This window comes from Pseudomonas serboccidentalis (assembly GCF_028830055.1).
GTDB lineage: Bacteria > Pseudomonadota > Gammaproteobacteria > Pseudomonadales > Pseudomonadaceae > Aquipseudomonas > Aquipseudomonas serboccidentalis.
This window is the reverse complement of sequence record NZ_CP101655.1, coordinates 2,063,265-2,082,347: the sequence shown is the minus strand read 5'-3', so window position 1 is coordinate 2,082,347 and position 19,083 is coordinate 2,063,265. Positions and strand designations below refer to the sequence as shown.

Here is a 19,083-nt window from a genome sequence, read left to right as displayed (position 1 = left end):
CACGGAATCATTTGAATTCGACTGGGAAACCGATCGCTGGGGACGGCAGATCGACGCCGAACCATTGCTTGAACGAGGCCGCATAGGTCGGGAACTCGACGCCGGTCATGGCTTCATGCAGGGTGGTGTTGACGAAGTTCAGCCAGTCCTGATCGCCGCGTTTGACCGCGCAGGCGTAGGTCTGCGGGCTCCAGGCGTAGGTCGGGCTGCGGTAACGGCCAGGGTTCTGCACCATCAGGTATTTGACCGACGACTGATCGGTGGCAGCGGCATCGGCGCGGCCGGAGTTCACCGCCTGATACATCAGGTCGACGCTGTCGTACTGATCGACCTTGGCCTTGGGCAGCGCCTGATGCACCAGCTCTTCGGCGTAGACGTTTTGCAGCACGGCCACGGTGACGCTGTCACCGGCCGCCTGCAGGTCTTCGATTTCCTTGTACTTGCTGTTGGCCGGCAACAGCAGGCCGACGCCTTCGCGGTAGTACGGCAAGGTGAACGCCACTTGCTGCGCACGGCTGGCGGTGACGGTGATGAACTGGCAGCTCATGTCGACCTTGTCGGTCAGCAGATTGGGAATCCGCGCATCGGACGACTGCACCACGAACTCGACTTTGTTCGGGTCATTGAACAGCCCCTTGGCCACCATCCTGGCGATGTCGATATCAAAACCCTGCAACTTGCCGTCCGCGCCCTGAAAGTGCCACGGCGCGTTGGTGCTGCCGGTGCCGACAATCAGCTTGCCACGGGCCAGAACACTGTCGAGCTTGCTGTCGGCTGCCTGGGCCATGCCCATGACAGCGGACGAAGCCGCAAGAACAAAAACACACGCTTTGAACAACGAAGGACGGCGATGCATGGCAAGCACTCCAGGATGATGTTTATTCCGCTATACCGGAACTCTGTTTGTTACTACGGAATAGACAGCAGAAAGTGTGCCACAGGAAACGCAGGGAATCTGAGTGGTTTGAAATGTTTTTGGAATCAACAGGATGCGGGAAAGTGTCGGACAGATGTTACTCGCAGTGCGTTTTCTCAGGCGCTACCGTGGGCCACACCGCTCGGGTACTCAGGCCACATTTGAGTGCGCGCTCACCGAAAAGGCGCACGGTCTACTGTCAACTCTGACAGTAGAGGAAAGTCGCCCATGGGATTAGCGTCAGCAACGCTAACAGCGCTTTTTCAAGGAGGTTCCCATGCGCTCGACGACTCGCCTTTCAGACCTGCCGGCCACCTACCGCAAAGCCCTGAAAACCTGGCGCCCGGTAATCCTGTACTTCGCCAACGAACACTGCCCCGCCTGCGAATTCGCCGGGCCGGTGTTTCGTGAGGTGGCCGAGCCCTATCGGCTGCGGGCGAACATTTACATGCTCAACACCAGCCAGTCGCCGCGCCATCCGCTGGTCACCGGTACACCTACGGTGCTGTTCTACAAGAACGGCAAGCTGGTGAAAAAACTCAAGGGGATTGGCACGGAGGAAACACTGGCGGCGGACTTTGCCCGGCATATTGGCAGGACCAGGGCACCGGTGGTGCGGCAAAAACCACGGCATGACCTGGGCTGGCTTCGTCGCACTTTGCGTAACCTTTGCACCAGCCCGCGTGCGCAGTCACTTCGACACCACTCGATATCCATGTAGGAGCTGCGGCACGCTGCGATCTTTTGATTTTGTTTTTTAAGATCAAAAGATCGCAGCGTGCCGCAGGTCCTACAGGGGAGATTCGTGTTTAGGCGGTATTACGCACCAGCAACACCCGCGTCACCCGCCGCTCTTCTACAGCCTTGACAGTCATCTGCCAGCCTTCATATTCCAGACGATCACCCATCATCGGCAGCCGATCCAGCAAGCTCATCACCAATCCGGCCAAGGTCTGATAGTCCTCGGTCGGCGGCACGCCAAAGCCTGTGCGCTCACGCACTCGCATCAGGTTCAGCGCGCCGCTGACCACGAACCCGCCCTGCTCTTCGATCACGTCCGGGCCTTCGATTTCGCTGGCATCGGGTAGCTCGCCGGCAATCGACTCGAGGATGTCGGTCATGGTCAACACGCCGACAAAATCACCGAATTCGTTGACCACGAAGGCAATGTGGGTCGAGGCTGCGCGCATCTGTTCCAGCGCGTTGAGGATCGAATAACTGTCGAGCAGGTTGATGGTCTTGCGCGCCAGATGTTCCAGGTTCGGTTCGTTCCCGGCCAGGTACTCCTTGAGCAGTTCCTTCTTGTGCACGAAGCCCAGCGGTTCATCCACCGCACCGTTGCGAATCAACGGCAAGCGCGAGTAGGACGAATGCATCAGGCGCGTGCGAATCGCTTCGGCGTCGTCCGCCAGGTCGATGGTGTCGACGTCGGCACGCACCGTCATCAGGTTGCGGATCGGGCGCTCGGCCAGTTGCAGCACACCGCTGATCATCACCCGCTCGCGCCGGTCGAACAGTTCCGCACTCGGCGCCTCGCCGTCGTCCAGCAGATCGGAGATTTCCTCGCCGACCTCCTCCACCGCCAGCTTGCGCCCACCCAGCAAACGCATCACCGCGTGGGCCGTACGCTCACGTATTGGCCGCAGGCCTTGCATCGAGCGTTTGCGACGGGCCCGAGCGATCTGGTTGAACACCTCGATCAGGATCGAGAAACCAATGGCCGCATACAGGTAGCCTTTCGGGATGTGGAAGCCCAGGCCTTCGGCCGTCAGGGCGAAGCCGATCATCATCAGAAAGCCCAGGCACAGCATGATCACCGTCGGGTGTGCGTTGACGAAACGGGTCAACGGCTTGCTGGCCACGATCATCAAACCGATGGAAATGATCACCGCGATCATCATCACCGCCAGTTCATCGACCATGCCGACCGCCGTGATCACCGCGTCCAGCGAAAACACCGCGTCGAGCACGACGATCTGCGCCACGATCGGCCAGAACAGCGCGTAAGCGGCATTGGTCGAGCGCTGGCCGACATGGCCTTCGAGCCGCTCGTGCAGCTCCATGGTGGCCTTGAACAACAGGAACACACCGCCGAACAGCATGATCAGGTCACGACCGGAGAAGCTCTTGCCGAACACCTCGAACAGCGGCTGCGTGAGGGTGACCAGCCAGGAAATACTCGCCAACAGGCCCAGGCGCATGATCAGTGCCAGCGACAGGCCGATGATCCGCGCACGGTCGCGCTGATGCGGCGGCAGTTTGTCCGCCAGGATCGCGATGAACACCAGGTTGTCGATACCCAGCACCAGTTCCAGCACGATCAGAGTCAACAAGCCTAACCAGGCCGTGGGATCCGCTAACCATTCCATAAAATGTCTTGATCTCTCTTCAGTGAATTCAGGCTGCCGGACACGGCAAAGCGCAACGCGAAGGCTCTGGAGCCGCGTTGTCAACGATAGTCGGGAGTCGGAAGACCGGATGCTGCGAGTGCGTCAAGACCGCGCCATGGCGCGAGGAGAAGGTACGACTGGGAGGCTCCGAGAGGGTGTTCATGCAAATCCTGAATGAAAAATGGCCTTGGAGCGTACAGTCTCAAGGCACATTTTCTACAGCGGCAAATCATTTCAAAATCTGTATCAACGGGCCACTGCCCCCTGTAGAAGCTGCCGCAGGCTGCGATCTTTTGACTTTGTTTTTTCAAGGTCAAGATCAAAAGATCGCAGCCTGCGGCAGCTCCTACAGTTGGCTGTCAGCGTCCGGCAAAACGCAACCGCGACAACTGCCGCAAATCCCCCTCGACGTAGTAATCGTTGGTCCAGCTGTCATCCACTGCCAGCGGACTCACCTGCTTCAGCGCCAGTTTCTTCGCGAAATAGCGAAAGCGGTAATGCTCGTAGAACCGCAGCAATTCCAGGCCATAACGGTCGGCCAGATCGGTGTCGTCACGAATGATCAGGAAGTTCTCGTCATTGCCGTTACTGGCCGAGGTGCTGAGGTTGTGGCTGCCGCTGATGATGGTCGGCGCATCCGTGGTGAAGTCGGTGACCACCGCTTTGGTGTGCACCAGCAGGTTGCCCCTCTGGCCTTTCATGTTTTCCTTCAGCCAGCCTTCCAGCCCGGTGTTGAGCAAAGCCGTGGCGGCGAATTCCGCCGTTCGGTCCGCGTGAAAGCCGGTGATGCTGCTGGCGGTGTTCTGCAGGCCGTAACGCAGGATGTCGTCATGAGGCTTGCCGAGCAGCGCGTTGAGAATCGCGTCCGGCAAACTGAATGCCGTGACGAACAGCACATCCTTTTGGGCCGCCTCGATGATCTCGACGAACTCGCGCAGATCGGCCCCGCCGCTGCGTGGCGAGAACCCGGCGAACAGCGGTTGCGTGGGGTCCATCGGGTTATGTGCGCTGATCCAGGTGCGCGTAGCGCCGACATCGGCGGGGTTCGCCCAGACCTCTTCGAAGGTTTGCAGGTAACGTGTGGCAATCGTCACGTCGTCGAGCGTATGCACCACATTGGCCTGGCGATACACGCCATTGGCGGTGAAATTGGTGCTGCCGCACAGCACGGCTTGCGGTTGACGCTGACCAACACCGTCGATGCGGCTGAGAACAATGAACTTGTTGTGGAAAATGTTGTGGGTGACCCTACCGCGTTTGTTCGCCGCCGGTAACAGCGCCAGGCTCGCTTCATTCAGGGTTGTATCGGGATCATCCGTTTGGGCGTGATAGAGCACGCGCACCAGAACGCCTCGAGCGAACGCCGCGTTTACCGCATCGACGATCGCCTGCAACTGATACTCGTAGATCGCGATATCCAGCGCCCATTGAGCGTCCACCGCACGCTCGATGTACCCCAGCAAACGCTCCAGCAAGCCGTTCTCCAGCCACAGGCGCGCTGCGTCGGGCCAGGCTTCGATCGGCAGGTTCTTGTTGGCGCTGATCTGCGCGTCGAGGTCGGGAAACTTGCGTTGGAAGGCCTGGCTGGCGGCCACGGCGCGGTTGAAGATCACGCCCTGATTGGCCGGGTGGCCGTCGTCGGAAATAATGCTCAGCTCCAGCGCTTCGCCCAGTTGCGGCGCGTCCGCCGTGCCGTAGGCCAGGTGCACGCGATAGTGCAAAGTCGTGCCCGGATAGACCGCGTAATCGGCCCAGCGGAATTTCTGCAACGGCGCTTTATCGCTGGGCGTGGCGTGGTATTGGGGGAAGGTGTGCGCCTTGCCGGGAAACGTCAGGCTGTTGAACAGGAACAGCCAGGGTTTGTCGCCCTGCTGCTTCTCGATGGCAAAACCGAGCAAGCCTTTGCGCCGCGATTCAGCCAGATCCATGGCCAGCAACACGCCGTTGGTGCCGGCGTAAGCTTTGACGCGAAAATCGTCCTGGGGATTGGCGACCAGTACCCGCATGATTCACTCCTTGTGATTGGACTGGAGCATAGAGCAGCGCTGAGGTTTTGGTGCTAGCCGCTTAAACCGAGGTGATATCTTCGCGAGCAAGCTTGCTCCCACAGATCGCGCGGCGGTCACACGTCTTGTGGGAGCGAGCTTGCTCGCGAAAGCGACTGTTCAAACACACAGATTTTAGAGCGAAATCAGATCATCAATATGCCGATATTCCGCATGCAACGCCGCGGCTAACTCCCGCGCCCGTGCCAAGCGGATCGGCCCACGCTCAATGTCGATCAACAGCCCCGGGCATTCCAGCGGCGGCATCGGCGGTAAGGCTTTCAAGCGCCCATCCGTCACCACCAGCAAGCGCTGCTGTTCAGCCGGAAAACGCTTTTTCCGCTGCAGCAGCCATTGCTGCGCTTGAGCCAGCGCCGCCACCAACGGCGTGCCGCCCCCTGCGCCCAACGCCTCCAGCCAGGTGCGCAAGCCGCTCGAAGCCTTCAAACCCTGCACCTGCCACTTCGGCGCGCTGCCACTGGCGGTCAGCAATGCCAGACGGGCGCGCTGTCGATAAGCGTCGTCGAACAGTTGCGTGAGCAAGCCCTTGGCATCGCTCAGCGCCTGATGCCGACGGGTCGAGGCCGACGCGTCGACGATCACCAGCCACAGTTCATGGGGGGAACGCGTGCGCAGTTGGAACTGCAAATCTTCCCGTGTCCGCGGCCGACCGTTAAGCAGCGTCCCCGACCAGTTCACCGAGCCGCTGCGCGCGGCGTGACGCTTGCCCTGGCGTCCGTGGTCGAGTCGTCCGGCGCGGGGTCTGGCATTCGCCCCCGCGTCGGATCGGGGACGAATGCCGGTTACTTTTTTGGCCAGCTCGGCACTTCACGGCGGGCACCGGTGGCGAGCGCCGGAGCCGGCATATCGCCCCACTGTCCCTGCCCTTCGCTCGGTTCGGCCTGGGTATTGGCCGGGTTCTGCGCGGGGGGCTGAGGGCTGGACGAAGACGATTCACGACGGCGGTGACGCAGGGCGAATTCCGCCACCGCGTCGATGTCTTGCTCGGCAATCGCTTCGGCGCCGCGCCATGCCGCATGGGCCCTGGCAGCGCGCAGCCAGACCAGATCGGCACGCAAGCCATCGACGCCGGCCGCAAAGCAGCGCTCGGTGATCAGCGCCAACGCGTCGTCGTCCAGCGGGATGCCCGGCAAGGCATTACGCGCCCGCTCGCAACGTTCACGCAGGGCTTGCTGCTGTGCTTCCCACTGCGCGCAGAACGCCTGCGGCTCGCTGTCGAAATCCAGGCGGCGGCGGATGATCTGCCCGCGTTCGGCCGGCGCAGTGTGACCGCTGAGGGCGACGTTCAGGCCAAAACGGTCCAGCAGTTGCGGACGCAATTCACCCTCTTCCGGGTTCATCGTGCCGATCAACACGAACCGTGCCGAATGCCGATGGGAAATGCCGTCGCGCTCGATCAGGTTGGTGCCGCTGGCCGCCACATCGAGCAGTAGATCCACCAGATGATCGGGCAGCAGATTCACTTCATCGACGTACAGCACGCCGCCGTCGGCCTTGGCCAGCACGCCGGGGGAAAACTGCGCACGCCCTTCACTCAACGCGGCGTCGAGATCGAGCGTGCCGACCAGACGCTCTTCAGTGGCGCCCAGCGGCAGCGTGACGAACTGACCACTCGCCAGCAGATCGGCGAGGCCACGGGCCAGGGTCGACTTGGCCATGCCACGCGGGCCTTCGATCAGCACGCCACCGATTTTCGGGTCAATGGCGGTGAGGTACAGGGCGAGTTTCAGGTCATCGGCGCCGACCACGGCGGAGAGCGGGAAATGCGGGGTGTCGGTCATCTTCAATACTCGGTCATGGTCGGTGATCTGCTTTAACTGTAGGACTGAGCCTGCTCGCGATAGCGGTGTATCAGTCAATATATTTGTTTGCTGACCCACCGCTATCGCGAGCAGGCTCACTCCTACAGGGGATCGCGGTGTGTCAGGTGTCTTCTTCTATATCCAGCAGCAGGTTTTCCAGTGCTTCTTTATACACGCCGGGTGCCTGCCACATACCGCGCTGTTGCGCTTCCAGCATGCGCTCGGTCATGTCGCGCAGGGCATGTGGATTGTGCTCGCGGACAAAGTCGCGGGTCGCCGGGTCGAGCAAATAGGCATCGGCCAGCAACGCATACTGATGATCGTCGATCAGTTGCGTGGTGGCATCGAAGGCAAACAGGTTGTCGACCGTCGCCGCCAGTTCGAACGCGCCTTTGTAGCCGTGGCGTTTGACCCCGTCGATCCATTTCGGATTGGCCGCCCGCGAGCGGATCACCCGGTTCAGTTCTTCTTTGAGGGTGCGGATTTTCGGCAGATCCGGTTGGCTGTGATCGCCGTGATAACTGGCCGCCGCCTCCCCGCGCAGGGTTTCCACCGCCGCGAGCATGCCACCCTGAAACTGGTAGTAGTCGTTGGAATCGAGCAGGTCATGCTCGCGGTTGTCCTGGTTTTGCAGCACGGCCTGCACCTGGCTCAGGCGCTGGACGAACTGCTCACGGGCGGCGGTGCCTTCGTCCGCACCGCCGTAAGCGTAGGCGCCCCAGTTCAGGTAGACCTCGGCCAGATCCTCGCGGCTCTGCCACAGACGCCCGTCGATAGCGCCCTGCACGCCCGCTCCGTACGCTCCGGGTTTGGCCCCGAAGATCCGCCAGCCGGCCTGGCGTCGCGCCGCGTCTTCATCCAGCCCCGATTGCCGCAACGCCTCGCGCTCGACGCGCACTTTCGCCGCCAGCGGATTGAGGTCATCCGGTTCGTCCAGCGCCGCCACCGCTTGCACGGCGGCGTCGAACAGGCGGATCAGGTTGGCAAAGGCGTCGCGGAAGAACCCCGAGACCCGCAGCGTGACATCGACCCGTGGCCGGTCCAGCAGACTCAGCGGCAGAATCTCGAAGTCATCGACCCGCTGACTGCCGGTGGCCCATACCGGACGCACGCCCATCAAGGCCATGGCCTGGGCGATGTCGTCGCCACCGGTGCGCATGGTCGCGGTGCCCCACACCGACAGGCCGAGTTGGCGCAGGTGATCGCCATGGTCCTGCAGGTGCCGTTCAAGAATCAGCGTGGCGGACTGGAAACCGATGCGCCATGCGGTAGTGGTCGGCAGGTTGCGCACGTCCACCGAGTAGAAGTTGCGCCCGGAGGGCAGCACGTCGAGGCGGCCACGGCTAGGGGCGCCGCTGGGGCCGGCGGGGACGAAGCGGCCGTTCAGGGCGTCGAGCAGACCGCGCATTTCGGCGGGGCCGCAGGCGTCGAGGCGTGGGGCGACGACTTCGCGCAAGTTTTCAATGATTGCACTCACTTCGGCCCAACTCGGTCCCTGTAGGAGTGAGCCTGCTCGCGATGGCGTCAGGTCAGGCAATGCAGTGTTGGCTGACACGCCGCCTTCGCGAGCAAGCTCGCTCCCACAGGGGATTTGCAGTGTTTGGGAGATAAGGTCGGTGGCGAACAGTTCGAGGCGTTCGCGGGTATCGCCGGCGGTGCGCCAGATTTCGTCACTGAGTGATTGCAGTTCATCGGGGCGCGGGCCGTTCCAGGGATCAGCGAGCGCGCAATCGAGCGGATCAAACCCCAGTTCAAACGCCCTCGCCAACGCCCGCAGCAGGCTCGACTGCGCGCCCTTGCCATCGCCGCGCGGAATGCGCAGCAACGCCAGCAACGTGTCGATGCGCAAACGCCCGGTCGGTGACTCGCCGAAAATGTGCAGACCATCGCGAATCTGCGATTCCTTCAGATCACACAGATAGGTGTCCAGCCGCGGCAGCCAGATCGCCGCGTCGGCGTCGCTGTCCAGGCCGGCGTCGAGTTGCAGTTCGCGGTCGATCTGCGTCTCACGCACCAGTTGCAGGATGTCGCGCTGCAGCTCGCGGGCACGGCGTGGGTCGAGCAGTTGGGCTTCGTAATATTCGTCGGCCAGCAGCTCCAGATTGCGCAGCGGTCCGTAGGTTTCGGCGCGGGTCAGCGGCGGCATCAGGTGGTCGATGATCACCGCTTGGGTGCGCCGTTTAGCCTGGGCGCCCTCGCCCGGGTCGTTGACGATAAACGGATAGATGTTCGGCAACGGCCCGAGCAGCGCGTCCGGCCAGCAGGTTTCCGAGAGCCCGACGCCCTTGCCCGGCAGCCATTCGAGGTTGCCGTGCTTGCCGACGTGAATCACCGCGTGGGCGCCGTAGGTGTTGCGCAGCCAGAAATAGAACGCCAGATAACCGTGGGGCGGCACCAGATCCGGGTCGTGATACACCGCACTCGGATCGACCTGATAACCGCGCGCCGGTTGAATGCCGACGAAGGCCAGGCCAAAGCGCAGACCGGCGATCATCATCCGCCCGTCACGGCACATCGGGTCGTTTTGCGCAGCCCCCCAACGTTCCAGCACCGCCGCGCGATTGGCCTCCGGCAGCGCATTGAACATCGCCAGATAAGCATCCATCGCCAGGCTTTGCTGGCACGGGCGCAGGTCGATGCTGTCGAGGTCATTGCTGACACCGCCGAGCAATTGCTGGATCAGCGCGGTGCCGCTGCCCGGCAACTCAGCCGTTAACGGAAAGCCTTCAGCCTGCAACGCACGCAAGATATTCAACGCCGCCGCCGGCGTGTCGAGACCGACGCCATTACCGATGCGACCGTCGCGGGTCGGGTAATTGGCGAGGATCAGCGCGATGCGTTTTTCCGCATTCGGCACCCGCGCCAGATCGCTCCAGCGCCGGGCGAGTTCGGCGACGAAATCCATGCGCTCGGGTTGCGCCCGGTAGCAGACCACATCCGACTGACTGCGCTCGCTGCGCCAGGCCAGGTCCTTGAAGCTGATCGGCCGACTGATGATGCGCCCGTCAAGCTCCGGCAAGGCGATGTGCATCGCCAGGTCTCGTGGCCCCAGGCCCTGCTCGCTGGCGCGCCAACCGGGTTCGTTGTCCTGGGCGCAGATCGCCTGAATCACTGGAATATTGCGCCGAAACGGCCGCAGATGCGGCGCTTCCGGGCTGGATTGGGCGAACCCGGTGGTGTTGAGAATCACCGCCGCTTCGACTTCATCCAGCCAATTCTCGACCACACTCAGGCAGCCCGGCTCTTTCAGACTGGCGACCGCGATTGGCAGCGGATTGAGCCCCGCCGCCTGCAAGCGCTGGCAGAACACATCGATGAACGCAGTGTTGGCCGCCTGCAAATGCGAGCGATAAAACAACACCGCCGCGACCGGTTGATCGGGCAGCCATTCGGCTTGCCAGTCGCTCAGCGCGGCGGTGTTTTTCTGTGGGTGGTAAATCGCCGTGCGCGGCAGCGCTTGCGGCTCGCCCCAGGCATAGTCACGCGCCAGCCAGCGGTTGGCCAGACAGTTGAAGAAGTCCAGCGCATTGCCCATGCCACCCTGACGCAGGAACTGCCAGAGGCGGTCGCGATCTTCGGCGGGCACGGTGCTCAGGTCGCTGAGTTCCGGGTCGGGGCGATCATCGCCCGGCACCAGAATCACCTGCACGCCGCGCTCGGACAGTTCGACCAAACGCTCGACGCCGTACCGCCAATAGGCGATGCCACCGTGCAGCGAAATCAGGATCACCTTGGCGTGACGCAGCACCTCATCGACGTACAGATCGACCGAGGCGTGATTCTGCACCTGCATCGGATTGGCCAGACGCAGGCTCGGATAGTCCTCGGGCAACTGCTGCGCGGCTTCGGCGAGCAGCGCCAGGCTGGAGTCGCCGCTGCACAGGATCACCAGCTCGGCGGGGGTTTGTCCAAGGTCGGCAATGTTGTCATCCGACACGAAACCGCCGGGCTGGGTCCTGAGCAGGTGCATGGCTTAAACGCTGAGCGCAGCGCGCAGTTGCGCTTCGAGTTGCGCGGCGTCGAGTTCCTGACCGATCAGCACCAGACGGGTGACGCGCGCTTCATCGGCGCCCCACTGGCGGTCGAAGTGCTTGTCGAAACGCGTGCCCACGCCTTGAATCAACAGACGCATCGGCTTGTTCGGAATCGCCGCGAAGCCCTTCACCCGCAGAATGCCGTGCTGCACCACCAGTTGCGTCAGCGCGTCGAGCAGCAGGCTTTCGTCAGCTTGCGGCAGTTCGATGGAGATCGAATCGAAGGCGTCGTGATCGTGGTCATCGTGATCGTCATCACCGTCGTGGTGGTGATCGTGATGGCTATGGCGGCTGTCGATGTGTTCTTCGGAACCGGCGCCAAGGCCGATCAGCACGTCCAGCGGCAGACGGCCGTTGCTGGCTTCGATGACTTTTACCGCGGGCGGCAGTTCTTCAGCGACTTCCAGACGTACGCGAGCCAGGTCTTCCGGGCTGGTCTGGTCGGCCTTGTTGAGGATCACCAGGTCGGCGCTGGCCAGTTGATCGGCGAACAGTTCGTGCAGCGGCGACTCGTGATCGAGGTTCGGGTCGAGTTTGCGCTGGGCGTCGACTTGATCGGGGAACGCGGCGAAGGTGCCGGCGGCTACGGCCGGGCTGTCGACCACGGTGATCACCGCGTCAACGGTGCAGGCGCTGCGGATTTCCGGCCACTGGAAAGCTTGTACCAGCGGTTTTGGCAGGGCCAGGCCAGAGGTTTCGATAAGGATGTGGTCGAGATCGCCGCGACGGGCGACCAGTTCGCGCATCACCGGGAAGAACTCTTCCTGCACCGTGCAGCACAGGCAGCCGTTGGCCAGTTCGTAGACACGGCCGGTGGCCTCTTCTTCGGTGCAGCCGATGGTGCATTGCTTGAGGATTTCACCGTCGATGCCCAGCTCGCCGAACTCGTTGACGATCACCGCGATGCGGCGGCCCTGAGCGTTGTCGAGCATGTGTCGCAGCAAGGTGGTTTTGCCCGAGCCGAGGAAACCGGTAACGATGGTGACAGGGAGTTTGGCCAGTGTTTTCATCGGATGCCCTTTGGCAAGGTGGCGGGCATACGGGACGAGATCCGCTGCGAGCGTGCGCGCGGAAGAGTTCGCCACCGGATCACCCCGCCCGGTTGTAGTGAGAAATCTGTCACGAGGCAGGTCTCCTGGCTGACGGTGTTCAGGCCTTGGGCCCGGCATTCGCTGCGCCTTCCCGCTGGCACCTTGGCAGGGCTGGCAGTGGCGTGGCAGCGAACATCACCGTTCACAGTTGCGGGGGCAGCCGCGGCTTTGACCGCGTTCCCTTCTTAGCTTCGGCAACGGCCGAAGAACCTCGAATGTGCAAGGCTACGCATGGTGTGGGGATGGGTCAATGTTTGGATTGGGGGGTATATCCGTTGCTGCGGTAACGGCTACTTAGGGTTCCGCCCTTACGGCGGTCAATTTTTCCAAACGCCGGGTCAAGGGTTTGGGGTTTGATGGGATTTAGGGCATATCCGTTGCTGCGGGTGTTGCCGCTGGCGGTTTCGCTCTTACAGCGAGTCACCTTTTCCAAACGCCGAAGCCGAAGCCGATCAAAAGATCGCAGCCTTCGGCAGCTCCTACACAGAAGTAGGCGTATTCAGCTGGAAATTGGTCGGCTGTCAGGCGGCCATCGCTGGCGTTTGCCAAAAGTGACCCGCGGTAAGGGCGGAACCTTAGGAGGCCGTTACCGCAGCAACGGATATGCCCACAAAATTGACTAAATTCCCCAACCCATGCTCTCCTACACAACTTGTTACGGGTGCCCTTCACAGGGTGAAACGGGAAACCGGTGAATCATGTGCTTTACTCAAAGCCATGTCAGTCCGGTGCTGCCCCCGCAACGGTAAGCGAGCGAAGCGTCAGATCCACTGTGCCGGTACGGCATGGGAAGGTGACGCTTGCAGGTCGGCCTGACGCCAACCCCTCGTGAGCCCGGAGACCGGCCCGCAACACACAGTGCGCACTTGCGTCGCTGAACCTAACAAACCCGCGGTGGGCGGGCGCTGTTCGAACCTCTGCGTGCCCGACTCGCAGGGGTTTTCATGCGCTCTATTCACCCGCTGACACTCCAGAGGGAAGCGCCATGTCGATCATCAGCAGCACCGGCAGCAATACTGACCAACTCTCCAGCACCGCCACTTTGAGCCAGCGCCTGACGGCGGCGATCTTCGCCTCGATCCTCGGTGCCACCCTCGTCTGGTTCGCCGGCTTCTCGCACATCGAAGCGGTGCACAACGCCGCCCACGATACCCGCCACAGCGCCGCGTTCCCGTGCCACTGAGACCTGCCGACATGATCAAGCGTATTGCGCAAACCGCAGGTTTCACCGGCCTGTTGGCCGCCCTGCTGCTGACGTTGCTGCAAAGCTTCTGGGTCTCGCCGCTGATTCTGCAGGCCGAAACCTTCGAAAAGTCGGAACCTGTGGCCCAGGTTCATGAACACACCGCTGGCGTGGCTGCACACACCCACGATGCCGAAGCCTGGGAGCCGGAAGATGGCTGGCAGCGCGTGGTTTCGACCACCGGTGGCAATCTGGTGGTGGCAGTCGGTTTCGCGCTGATGCTTGCGGGCCTGTATACCCTGCGCGCCCCGACCAAAACCTCACAGGGACTGCTCTGGGGTCTGGCCGGTTACGCGACCTTCGTGCTCGCGCCAACCCTGGGTCTGCCGCCGGAACTGCCGGGCACCGCCGCGGCCGATCTGGCGTCGCGGCAAACGTGGTGGATCGGTACGGCCGCCTCTACCGCTGTCGGCCTGGCCCTGATCGTGTTCAGCCGGCAGTGGCTGATGAAGCTGCTGGGCGTGGCGATCCTGGCCGTGCCGCACGTGATCGGTGCTCCGCAACCGGAAGTGCATTCGATGCTCGCCCCGCAAGCGTTGGAAGCCCAGTTCAAAATCGCCTCGCAGTTGACCAACGTGGCGTTCTGGCTGGCCTTGGGCCTGATCAGTGCCTGGTTGTTCCGCCGCAAAAGCGATGGTCAATACCACGCATGACCGCTGACAGCGCAGCGCCGACCTTCGTGGTCGGCCTGGGCTGCCAGCGCGGCTGCCCGGTCAGCACCCTGCGCGCGTTGCTCGACCAGGTCTTACAGGCGCATCGCATCGAACTGGAAGCCGTCAGGGCCTTGGCCAGTATCGACTTGAAACGCGACGAACCGGGTCTGCAGGAACTCGCCGCGCAACTGGCGCTGCCGCTGCTGTATTTCAGCAGTGAAGAACTGGCCAGTTATCAGCAACGTCTGAGCCATCATTCACAGATCGCCTACGAGCGCACCGGCTGCTACGGCGTGGCGGAAAGTGCCGCGCTGGCGCTCGCGGAACAACTGATTCAGGCACCGGCAAAACTGCTGATTTCCCGGCAAAAATACGCTCAGGCCACGTTGGCATTGGCCGGCGCTGCGTAAAATCCCGATAATCCCCCTCTTTGATCATGAGCAATCTTCATCTGAAGCCTTGCCCTGCCCCGTTTTTCACAGGATGTCTTCATGACCGTCTACTTCATCGGCGCCGGCCCCGGCGACCCGGAACTGATCACTGTCAAAGGCCAGCGGCTGATCCGCAGCTGTCCGGTGATCATCTACGCAGGCTCGCTGGTCCCGGCCGCCGTGCTCGAGGGACATCAGGCCGAAACCGTGATCAACAGCGCCGAGTTGCACCTGGAGCAGATCATCGAATTGATCACAACCGCCCACGCCAAGGGGCAGGATGTGGCGCGAGTGCACTCGGGTGATCCGAGCCTGTATGGCGCGATTGGCGAGCAGATTCGTTATCTGCGCGAGTTGAATATTGCGTTTGAAATCATCCCCGGCGTCACCGCCACAGCCGCCTGCGCGGCGTTGCTCGGCGCCGAGTTGACGCTGCCGGACATTTCGCAGAGCGTGATTCTGACCCGCTATGCCGACAAGACCGCGATGCCGGCAGGCGAGGAACTCGGCAATCTGGCGCAGCACGGCGCGACCATGGCGATTCATCTGGGGGTCAATCATCTGCAGAAGATCATCACCGAACTGTTACCGCATTACGGCGCGGATTGCCCGATTGCGGTGATTCACCGGGCGACGTGGCCGGATCAGGATTGGGTAGTGGGAACGCTGGAGGATATTGCCGAAAAGGTTGAGGCCAAGGGGTTTCGGCGTACGGCGTTGATTCTGGTGGGTCGGGTGCTGGGCAGTGAGGTGTTCAGCGAGTCATCGCTGTATCGCGCGGGGCATGCGCATCTCTACAGACCCTAAAAGTCAAAAGATCGCAGCCTTCGGCAGCTCCTACATTGGAATGTGTATCCCTGTAGGAGCTGCCGAAGGCTGCGATCTTTTGCTTCACCCATAAAAAAACGGCGCTCACGGGGCGCCGTTTTTCATGTCCGCAGTGAACACCTTACTTAGTAGTAGGCGTTTTCTTTCTGCGTGTGGTCGGTCACGTCGCGCACACCCTTGAGCTCTGGAATGCGCTCGAGCAAGGTGCGCTCGATGCCTTCCTTCAGGGTCACGTCGGCCTGGCCGCAGCCCTGGCAACCGCCGCCGAATTGCAGCACGGCAATGCCGTCTTCAACCACATCGATCAGGCTGACCTGACCGCCGTGGCTGGCCAGCCCCGGGTTGATCTCGGTTTGCAGGTAATAGTTGATGCGCTCGTTGACCGGGCTGTCGGCGTTGACCATCGGTACTTTGGCGTTTGGCGCCTTGATGGTCAGCTGGCCGCCCATGCGGTCGGTGGCGTAGTCGACGACAGCATCGTCGAGGAACGCTTCGCTGAACGAGTCGATATAAGCGGTGAAGCTTTTCAGCCCCAGCGCGGTATCTTCGGGTTTTTCTTCGCCCGGCTTGCAGTAGGCAATGCAGGTTTCGGCGTACTGGGTGCCAGGCTGGGTGATGAAGACGCGGATGCCGATGCCCGGGGTGTTCTGCTTGGAGAGCAGATCGGCCAGGTAATCGTGGGCGGCGTCGGTAATGGTAATAGCGGTCATGGAAACTCCTCGCAGGCTTGGGCGCAGTTTACGCCAATCATCGCGCCGCACAAAGTCCTAGTATTTTTGTCGGGAAAGCTCGACGACCGATGGACCCGCAGATTCGCGATCGATCCGCGCTTTAAGCCACTGATAGCTGCGTTTTTCCACCCATTCGTAGCTCAACCACGACCCCACGCCGATGGCCAGCGCGCCGAAACACCAGCGCACAGGCGAACAGCACGTAGAACAGCATTTCGTAATTGAGGGTCCAGCCGACATTCAGGGTCCCGGGCCGCGCGCCTTGAAGTCGAAGAAAATCTGCATGAAGTGGTGACAGACCACCGTCCACGCGGCGAGCGCCCGCAGGGCCTGCACTGAAATCAACATTGAGGGCTCCTGACCACATCTCTCGAACCACCACCACCCACCTGTAGGAGCTGCGGCACGCTGCGATCTTTTGATCTTGTTGGTAAAAGATCAAAAGATCGCAGCCTCGTTGCACTCGACAGCTCCTACAGGGTTTTGCGGTGTTGTTAGAGTTTGGGACAGCAGGTCACTCTCAAACGATCAAAGATTCTCGTAGCGGTTCATGTCCAGTACGCCCTCTTCCACCGGATCGGTTTCGTGGATGTATTGGCTCAGGTCGTGGAAATAGAACCAGAATTGCGGATGACTGCGGCGAATTCCCCAGCGTTCGACGATTTTCTCGAAGCGGTCGGCATCCTTCGCGTTTTCCATCGCGTCGACAAAATCCGGTACCTGCTCAGCCGGAATGTTGAACATGAAGTTGGGGTAACTGCTGAGTACGCCCGGATAGATGGTCAAGGTGTCCAGCCCCGGCTGATAACGCAGCGATTCGCCCAACAGGAACGCCACGTTGCTGTGCGCACGATTGCGCAGCAGGCTGTACATCTCGCGTTTGCCACTGCGGGTTTCAATGCGCAGCATGGTGGCTTCCGGCAACTGGTCGATCACTTTCAAACCGGCGGCCGGGCGCGAGGTCAGGCGACTGAGCGCCTGCTCGGCATTTTGCAGCGCCGGATCGATGTTCGGTCGCGAGCAATAGGCGCCATCGCAACGGTTGATCGGATCAGGATTCGCATTAAGGTCGCCATAACGCGTCAGCAACTGCATGGCGAAGTCGTGCTTCGGATTCTTCGGGTCCAGTTTCAGTCCGGTCGGCTTGTCGTCATCGATGGCCTCGTAATCGAGCCACATCTTGAACTGGCCGCTGCTCTGGTACCAATCGTCGAGGTAATCCTCGCGGGAGTCGGCCGGCATCAGGCGCAGGAAATTCTGTTCGGCGCCGTTGCGAATCAGGTCGAAATACAGGCGGGTCTGCGCTTGATGAGAGACGTTGCCGAACACATCGAAGTTGACCGCCAACTGGTAATAGGTGCGCTCCAGCAGCGGATAGTCGAACAGCCACATCGTCTGTGGCACCTCGCCGATCAGGCCTTTGGTCACCGAGGCGCTGTCGAAGTGGCGAAAGATGCTCAGCAGCGCATTGTCGTTGCCGGCCCACAGGGTCGACCAGCTCGGGGCCGGGATTTCGGCGTAGCTGTCGCGGCGCAGGGCCTCGTATTCGTTACGTTTGTTGCGGTAGTTGTGCCACAGGCTCAGCACACTGCCGACATCGTCGTTCTGCCCCGGCATCGCCAGCAACGGCGTGGCCTGGCCACGATAGTTGGGGTCGGTGATGTACAGGTCGTGTTCCGGGGCCTGGAACAGCGCCCAGAAGTTGTCGCGGATCACGTCGGTCGCGATCTGCCCACGGCACACCGGCCCGCGAATGAATGTGCGGACGAAGTATTCGGCGTTATCGAGCATGAACTGGTAACGCGCCTGGGCCGGAATCGCCTCGAACGTGGCAAACGGGTTGGCCCGGCTCTGCGGCCCGTAACCCGGCAGCGCATTGACCTGCCAGTTGCCGCTGTAGAACAGGCTCTTGACCCGCGCCATCTTCGCCGCGCTCAGCGGATAGGTGATGTGGGTCTTGTGCACGATCACCCCTTGCACCGGCCACAAGCGGTAGTAGATCTGGGTGCCCGGGTCGTCATTCGGGCGACGGGTGGCGATCAGGTCGATCGGCTGGCCCGTCGGCGTGCGCGAGCGCACCCACTGGAAGTAATGCCCCGGCTCGCCGTCCTTAAAGTAGATGTGCGCGAGGAACCAGTGTTCGAACAACCAGCGTCCGACCAGACTTTCCCGCGCCCCCGGGGTGTTGAGCAGGTTTTCCCACTGGATGACCTGCACGGCTTCTTTGGCACTCGGCGCCAGGCCTTGCGCGTCGATCGGCGCACCGGACGCCAGCCAGCGTTGAAGGGTCTGGTATTGCTGATCGGTCAGGCCGGTGACGGCCAGCGGCATGCCTTCTTTCGGATGCGTAGCGGCGTAGCCTTCGAATTCGGCAGGCATGGGACACATCGTTTCGCGATTGAGGCCCAGCACGATCTCGTCGGGGAGCCTGGCGTTGGGCGTCAACGGGGTCTTGTGGCCCAGTTCCAGCATACGGGCCATGAGCGCCGCCTGGCTGCCTTGGGCGTCGAGCACCGAATAGAAGCCCTTCTGCTGCCAGGCGCGTTTACCAAAGGCGTCATAGAACAGTCGAGTGGTGGGCGCGGCCCGGGGGCGTTCACCGTCGTAGACCGGCATCTTGCTGGCGCCACGGTCAGCACCTTCGCCGCTGCCCAGATTGAGCTGACAGGCGGAGTCGTAGCACGCATGGCAGGCCACGCACTTCTCGGTGAAGATCGGTTGAATGTCCCGGCTGTAGGAAATCGGAGGCGAGATCGTGGACTCCTGCGCAATGGCGCCCCAGCTTAAGAACAGCAAGAAAATGCTGATGACGCGGTACGACATGCCTTTGATCCCGATCCTGGAAAAAACGCGGCGATTCTACAGTATGACACTCGTACCAACATGAGCGATATTCAT

Annotated in this window: 14 protein-coding genes and 2 riboswitches; of the genes, 5 read left to right on the top strand and 9 right to left on the bottom strand. The window is 61.7% G+C overall.

Going from position 1 to position 19,083, the window contains the following annotated elements:
• Positions 1 to 7: 7 nt before the first annotated feature.
• Positions 8 to 856, bottom strand: coding sequence for a transporter substrate-binding protein (locus tag NN484_RS09585; RefSeq protein ID WP_047294802.1), 849 nt, complete (start codon positions 854 to 856; stop codon positions 8 to 10).
• A gap of 337 nt (positions 857 to 1,193) precedes the next feature.
• On the opposite strand from NN484_RS09585, the gene NN484_RS09580 reads away from it, so the two are divergent.
• Positions 1,194 to 1,637 carry a thioredoxin family protein gene (locus NN484_RS09580; protein WP_274658977.1) on the top strand — a complete coding sequence of 148 codons (444 nt, stop codon included), beginning with the start codon at positions 1,194 to 1,196 and terminating at the stop codon, positions 1,635 to 1,637.
• Positions 1,638 to 1,725: 88 nt separating this feature from the next.
• On the opposite strand, the gene NN484_RS09575 is transcribed toward NN484_RS09580, so the two are convergent.
• The 6 genes from NN484_RS09575 to cobW form a co-directional block, all read right to left on the bottom strand.
• On the bottom strand, positions 1,726 to 3,285 hold the full coding sequence (locus NN484_RS09575) for a TerC family protein (protein ID WP_274658976.1): 1,560 nt from the start codon (positions 3,283 to 3,285) through the stop codon (positions 1,726 to 1,728).
• A gap of 380 nt (positions 3,286 to 3,665) precedes the next feature.
• The gene (locus NN484_RS09570; protein ID WP_274658975.1) at positions 3,666 to 5,312 is read right to left on the bottom strand and encodes a phospholipase D-like domain-containing protein; all 1,647 of its coding nucleotides are present in this window, start codon (positions 5,310 to 5,312) and stop codon (positions 3,666 to 3,668) included.
• A gap of 174 nt (positions 5,313 to 5,486) precedes the next feature.
• Positions 5,487 to 6,170: a vWA domain-containing protein gene (locus tag NN484_RS09565; RefSeq protein WP_343228795.1), complete on the bottom strand. Its 684-nt coding sequence runs from the start codon at positions 6,168 to 6,170 to the stop codon at positions 5,487 to 5,489.
• Entirely contained in the window at positions 6,155 to 7,153 is a 999-nt protein-coding gene (locus NN484_RS09560) for a magnesium chelatase ATPase subunit I (protein WP_274658974.1), read from the bottom strand. Before NN484_RS09560 ends, NN484_RS09565 begins: the two co-directional genes overlap by 16 nt.
• Positions 7,154 to 7,295: 142 nt before the next feature.
• Positions 7,296 to 11,144 (bottom strand): cobaltochelatase subunit CobN, encoded by a 3,849-nt coding sequence (gene cobN / locus NN484_RS09555; protein ID WP_274658973.1) that lies wholly within the window; start codon positions 11,142 to 11,144, stop codon positions 7,296 to 7,298.
• A gap of 3 nt (positions 11,145 to 11,147) precedes the next feature.
• Complete coding sequence (cobW, locus tag NN484_RS09550; protein ID WP_127647718.1) at positions 11,148 to 12,218, bottom strand: cobalamin biosynthesis protein CobW; 1,071 nt, start codon at positions 12,216 to 12,218, stop codon at positions 11,148 to 11,150.
• A gap of 98 nt (positions 12,219 to 12,316) precedes the next feature.
• A riboswitch (cobalamin riboswitch) is annotated at positions 12,317 to 12,528 on the bottom strand.
• A 413-nt stretch (positions 12,529 to 12,941) separates the two neighbouring features.
• Positions 12,942 to 13,163, top strand: a riboswitch (cobalamin riboswitch).
• A 121-nt stretch (positions 13,164 to 13,284) separates the two neighbouring features.
• Here cobW and NN484_RS09545 point away from each other — a divergent pair.
• The 4 genes from NN484_RS09545 to cobM all read left to right on the top strand — a co-directional run bounded on the left by NN484_RS09545 (position 13,285) and on the right by cobM (position 15,433).
• Positions 13,285 to 13,482, top strand: coding sequence for a CbtB domain-containing protein (locus NN484_RS09545; RefSeq protein ID WP_274658972.1), 198 nt, complete (start codon positions 13,285 to 13,287; stop codon positions 13,480 to 13,482).
• An 11-nt stretch (positions 13,483 to 13,493) separates the two neighbouring features.
• Positions 13,494 to 14,195, top strand: a complete 702-nt coding sequence (locus NN484_RS09540) for a CbtA family protein (RefSeq protein WP_274658971.1) — start codon at positions 13,494 to 13,496, stop codon at positions 14,193 to 14,195.
• Positions 14,192 to 14,605 carry a cobalamin biosynthesis protein gene (locus NN484_RS09535; RefSeq protein WP_127647723.1) on the top strand — a complete coding sequence of 138 codons (414 nt, stop codon included), beginning with the start codon at positions 14,192 to 14,194 and terminating at the stop codon, positions 14,603 to 14,605. Before NN484_RS09540 ends, NN484_RS09535 begins: the two co-directional genes overlap by 4 nt.
• An 81-nt stretch (positions 14,606 to 14,686) precedes the next feature.
• Positions 14,687 to 15,433 carry a precorrin-4 C(11)-methyltransferase gene (gene cobM, locus NN484_RS09530; protein WP_274658970.1) on the top strand — a complete coding sequence of 249 codons (747 nt, stop codon included), beginning with the start codon at positions 14,687 to 14,689 and terminating at the stop codon, positions 15,431 to 15,433.
• Between the two features lie 146 nt (positions 15,434 to 15,579).
• Here the strand turns inward: cobM and nfuA are convergent, their stop codons facing one another.
• Entirely contained in the window at positions 15,580 to 16,164 is a 585-nt protein-coding gene (gene nfuA / locus NN484_RS09525) for a Fe-S biogenesis protein NfuA (RefSeq protein WP_003225494.1), read from the bottom strand.
• 549 nt (positions 16,165 to 16,713) lie between these two features.
• Positions 16,714 to 19,008, bottom strand: a complete 2,295-nt coding sequence (locus NN484_RS09520; RefSeq protein ID WP_127647726.1) for a fatty acid cis/trans isomerase — start codon at positions 19,006 to 19,008, stop codon at positions 16,714 to 16,716.
• Positions 19,009 to 19,083: the final 75 nt, after the last annotated feature.

Bases quoted from the DNA above. Each gene is read 5' to 3' on its own strand.
- nfuA (WP_003225494.1), bottom strand. From the start codon at position 16,164: ATGACCGCTATTACCATTACCGACGCCGCCCACGATTACCTGGCCGAT.
- cobW (WP_127647718.1), bottom strand. From the start codon at position 12,218: ATGAAAACACTGGCCAAACTCCCTGTCACCATCGTTACCGGTTTCCTC.
- NN484_RS09570 (WP_274658975.1), bottom strand. From the start codon at position 5,312: ATGCGGGTACTGGTCGCCAATCCCCAGGACGATTTTCGCGTCAAAGCT.
- cobM (WP_274658970.1), top strand. From the start codon at position 14,687: ATGACCGTCTACTTCATCGGCGCCGGCCCCGGCGACCCGGAACTGATC.
- NN484_RS09560 (WP_274658974.1), bottom strand. From the start codon at position 7,153: ATGACCGACACCCCGCATTTCCCGCTCTCCGCCGTGGTCGGCGCCGAT.
- NN484_RS09540 (WP_274658971.1), top strand. From the start codon at position 13,494: ATGATCAAGCGTATTGCGCAAACCGCAGGTTTCACCGGCCTGTTGGCC.
- NN484_RS09585 (WP_047294802.1), bottom strand. From the start codon at position 856: ATGCATCGCCGTCCTTCGTTGTTCAAAGCGTGTGTTTTTGTTCTTGCG.
- cobN (WP_274658973.1), bottom strand. From the start codon at position 11,144: ATGCACCTGCTCAGGACCCAGCCCGGCGGTTTCGTGTCGGATGACAAC.
- NN484_RS09520 (WP_127647726.1), bottom strand. From the start codon at position 19,008: ATGTCGTACCGCGTCATCAGCATTTTCTTGCTGTTCTTAAGCTGGGGC.
- NN484_RS09575 (WP_274658976.1), bottom strand. From the start codon at position 3,285: ATGGAATGGTTAGCGGATCCCACGGCCTGGTTAGGCTTGTTGACTCTG.
- NN484_RS09535 (WP_127647723.1), top strand. From the start codon at position 14,192: ATGACCGCTGACAGCGCAGCGCCGACCTTCGTGGTCGGCCTGGGCTGC.
- NN484_RS09545 (WP_274658972.1), top strand. From the start codon at position 13,285: ATGTCGATCATCAGCAGCACCGGCAGCAATACTGACCAACTCTCCAGC.
- NN484_RS09580 (WP_274658977.1), top strand. From the start codon at position 1,194: ATGCGCTCGACGACTCGCCTTTCAGACCTGCCGGCCACCTACCGCAAA.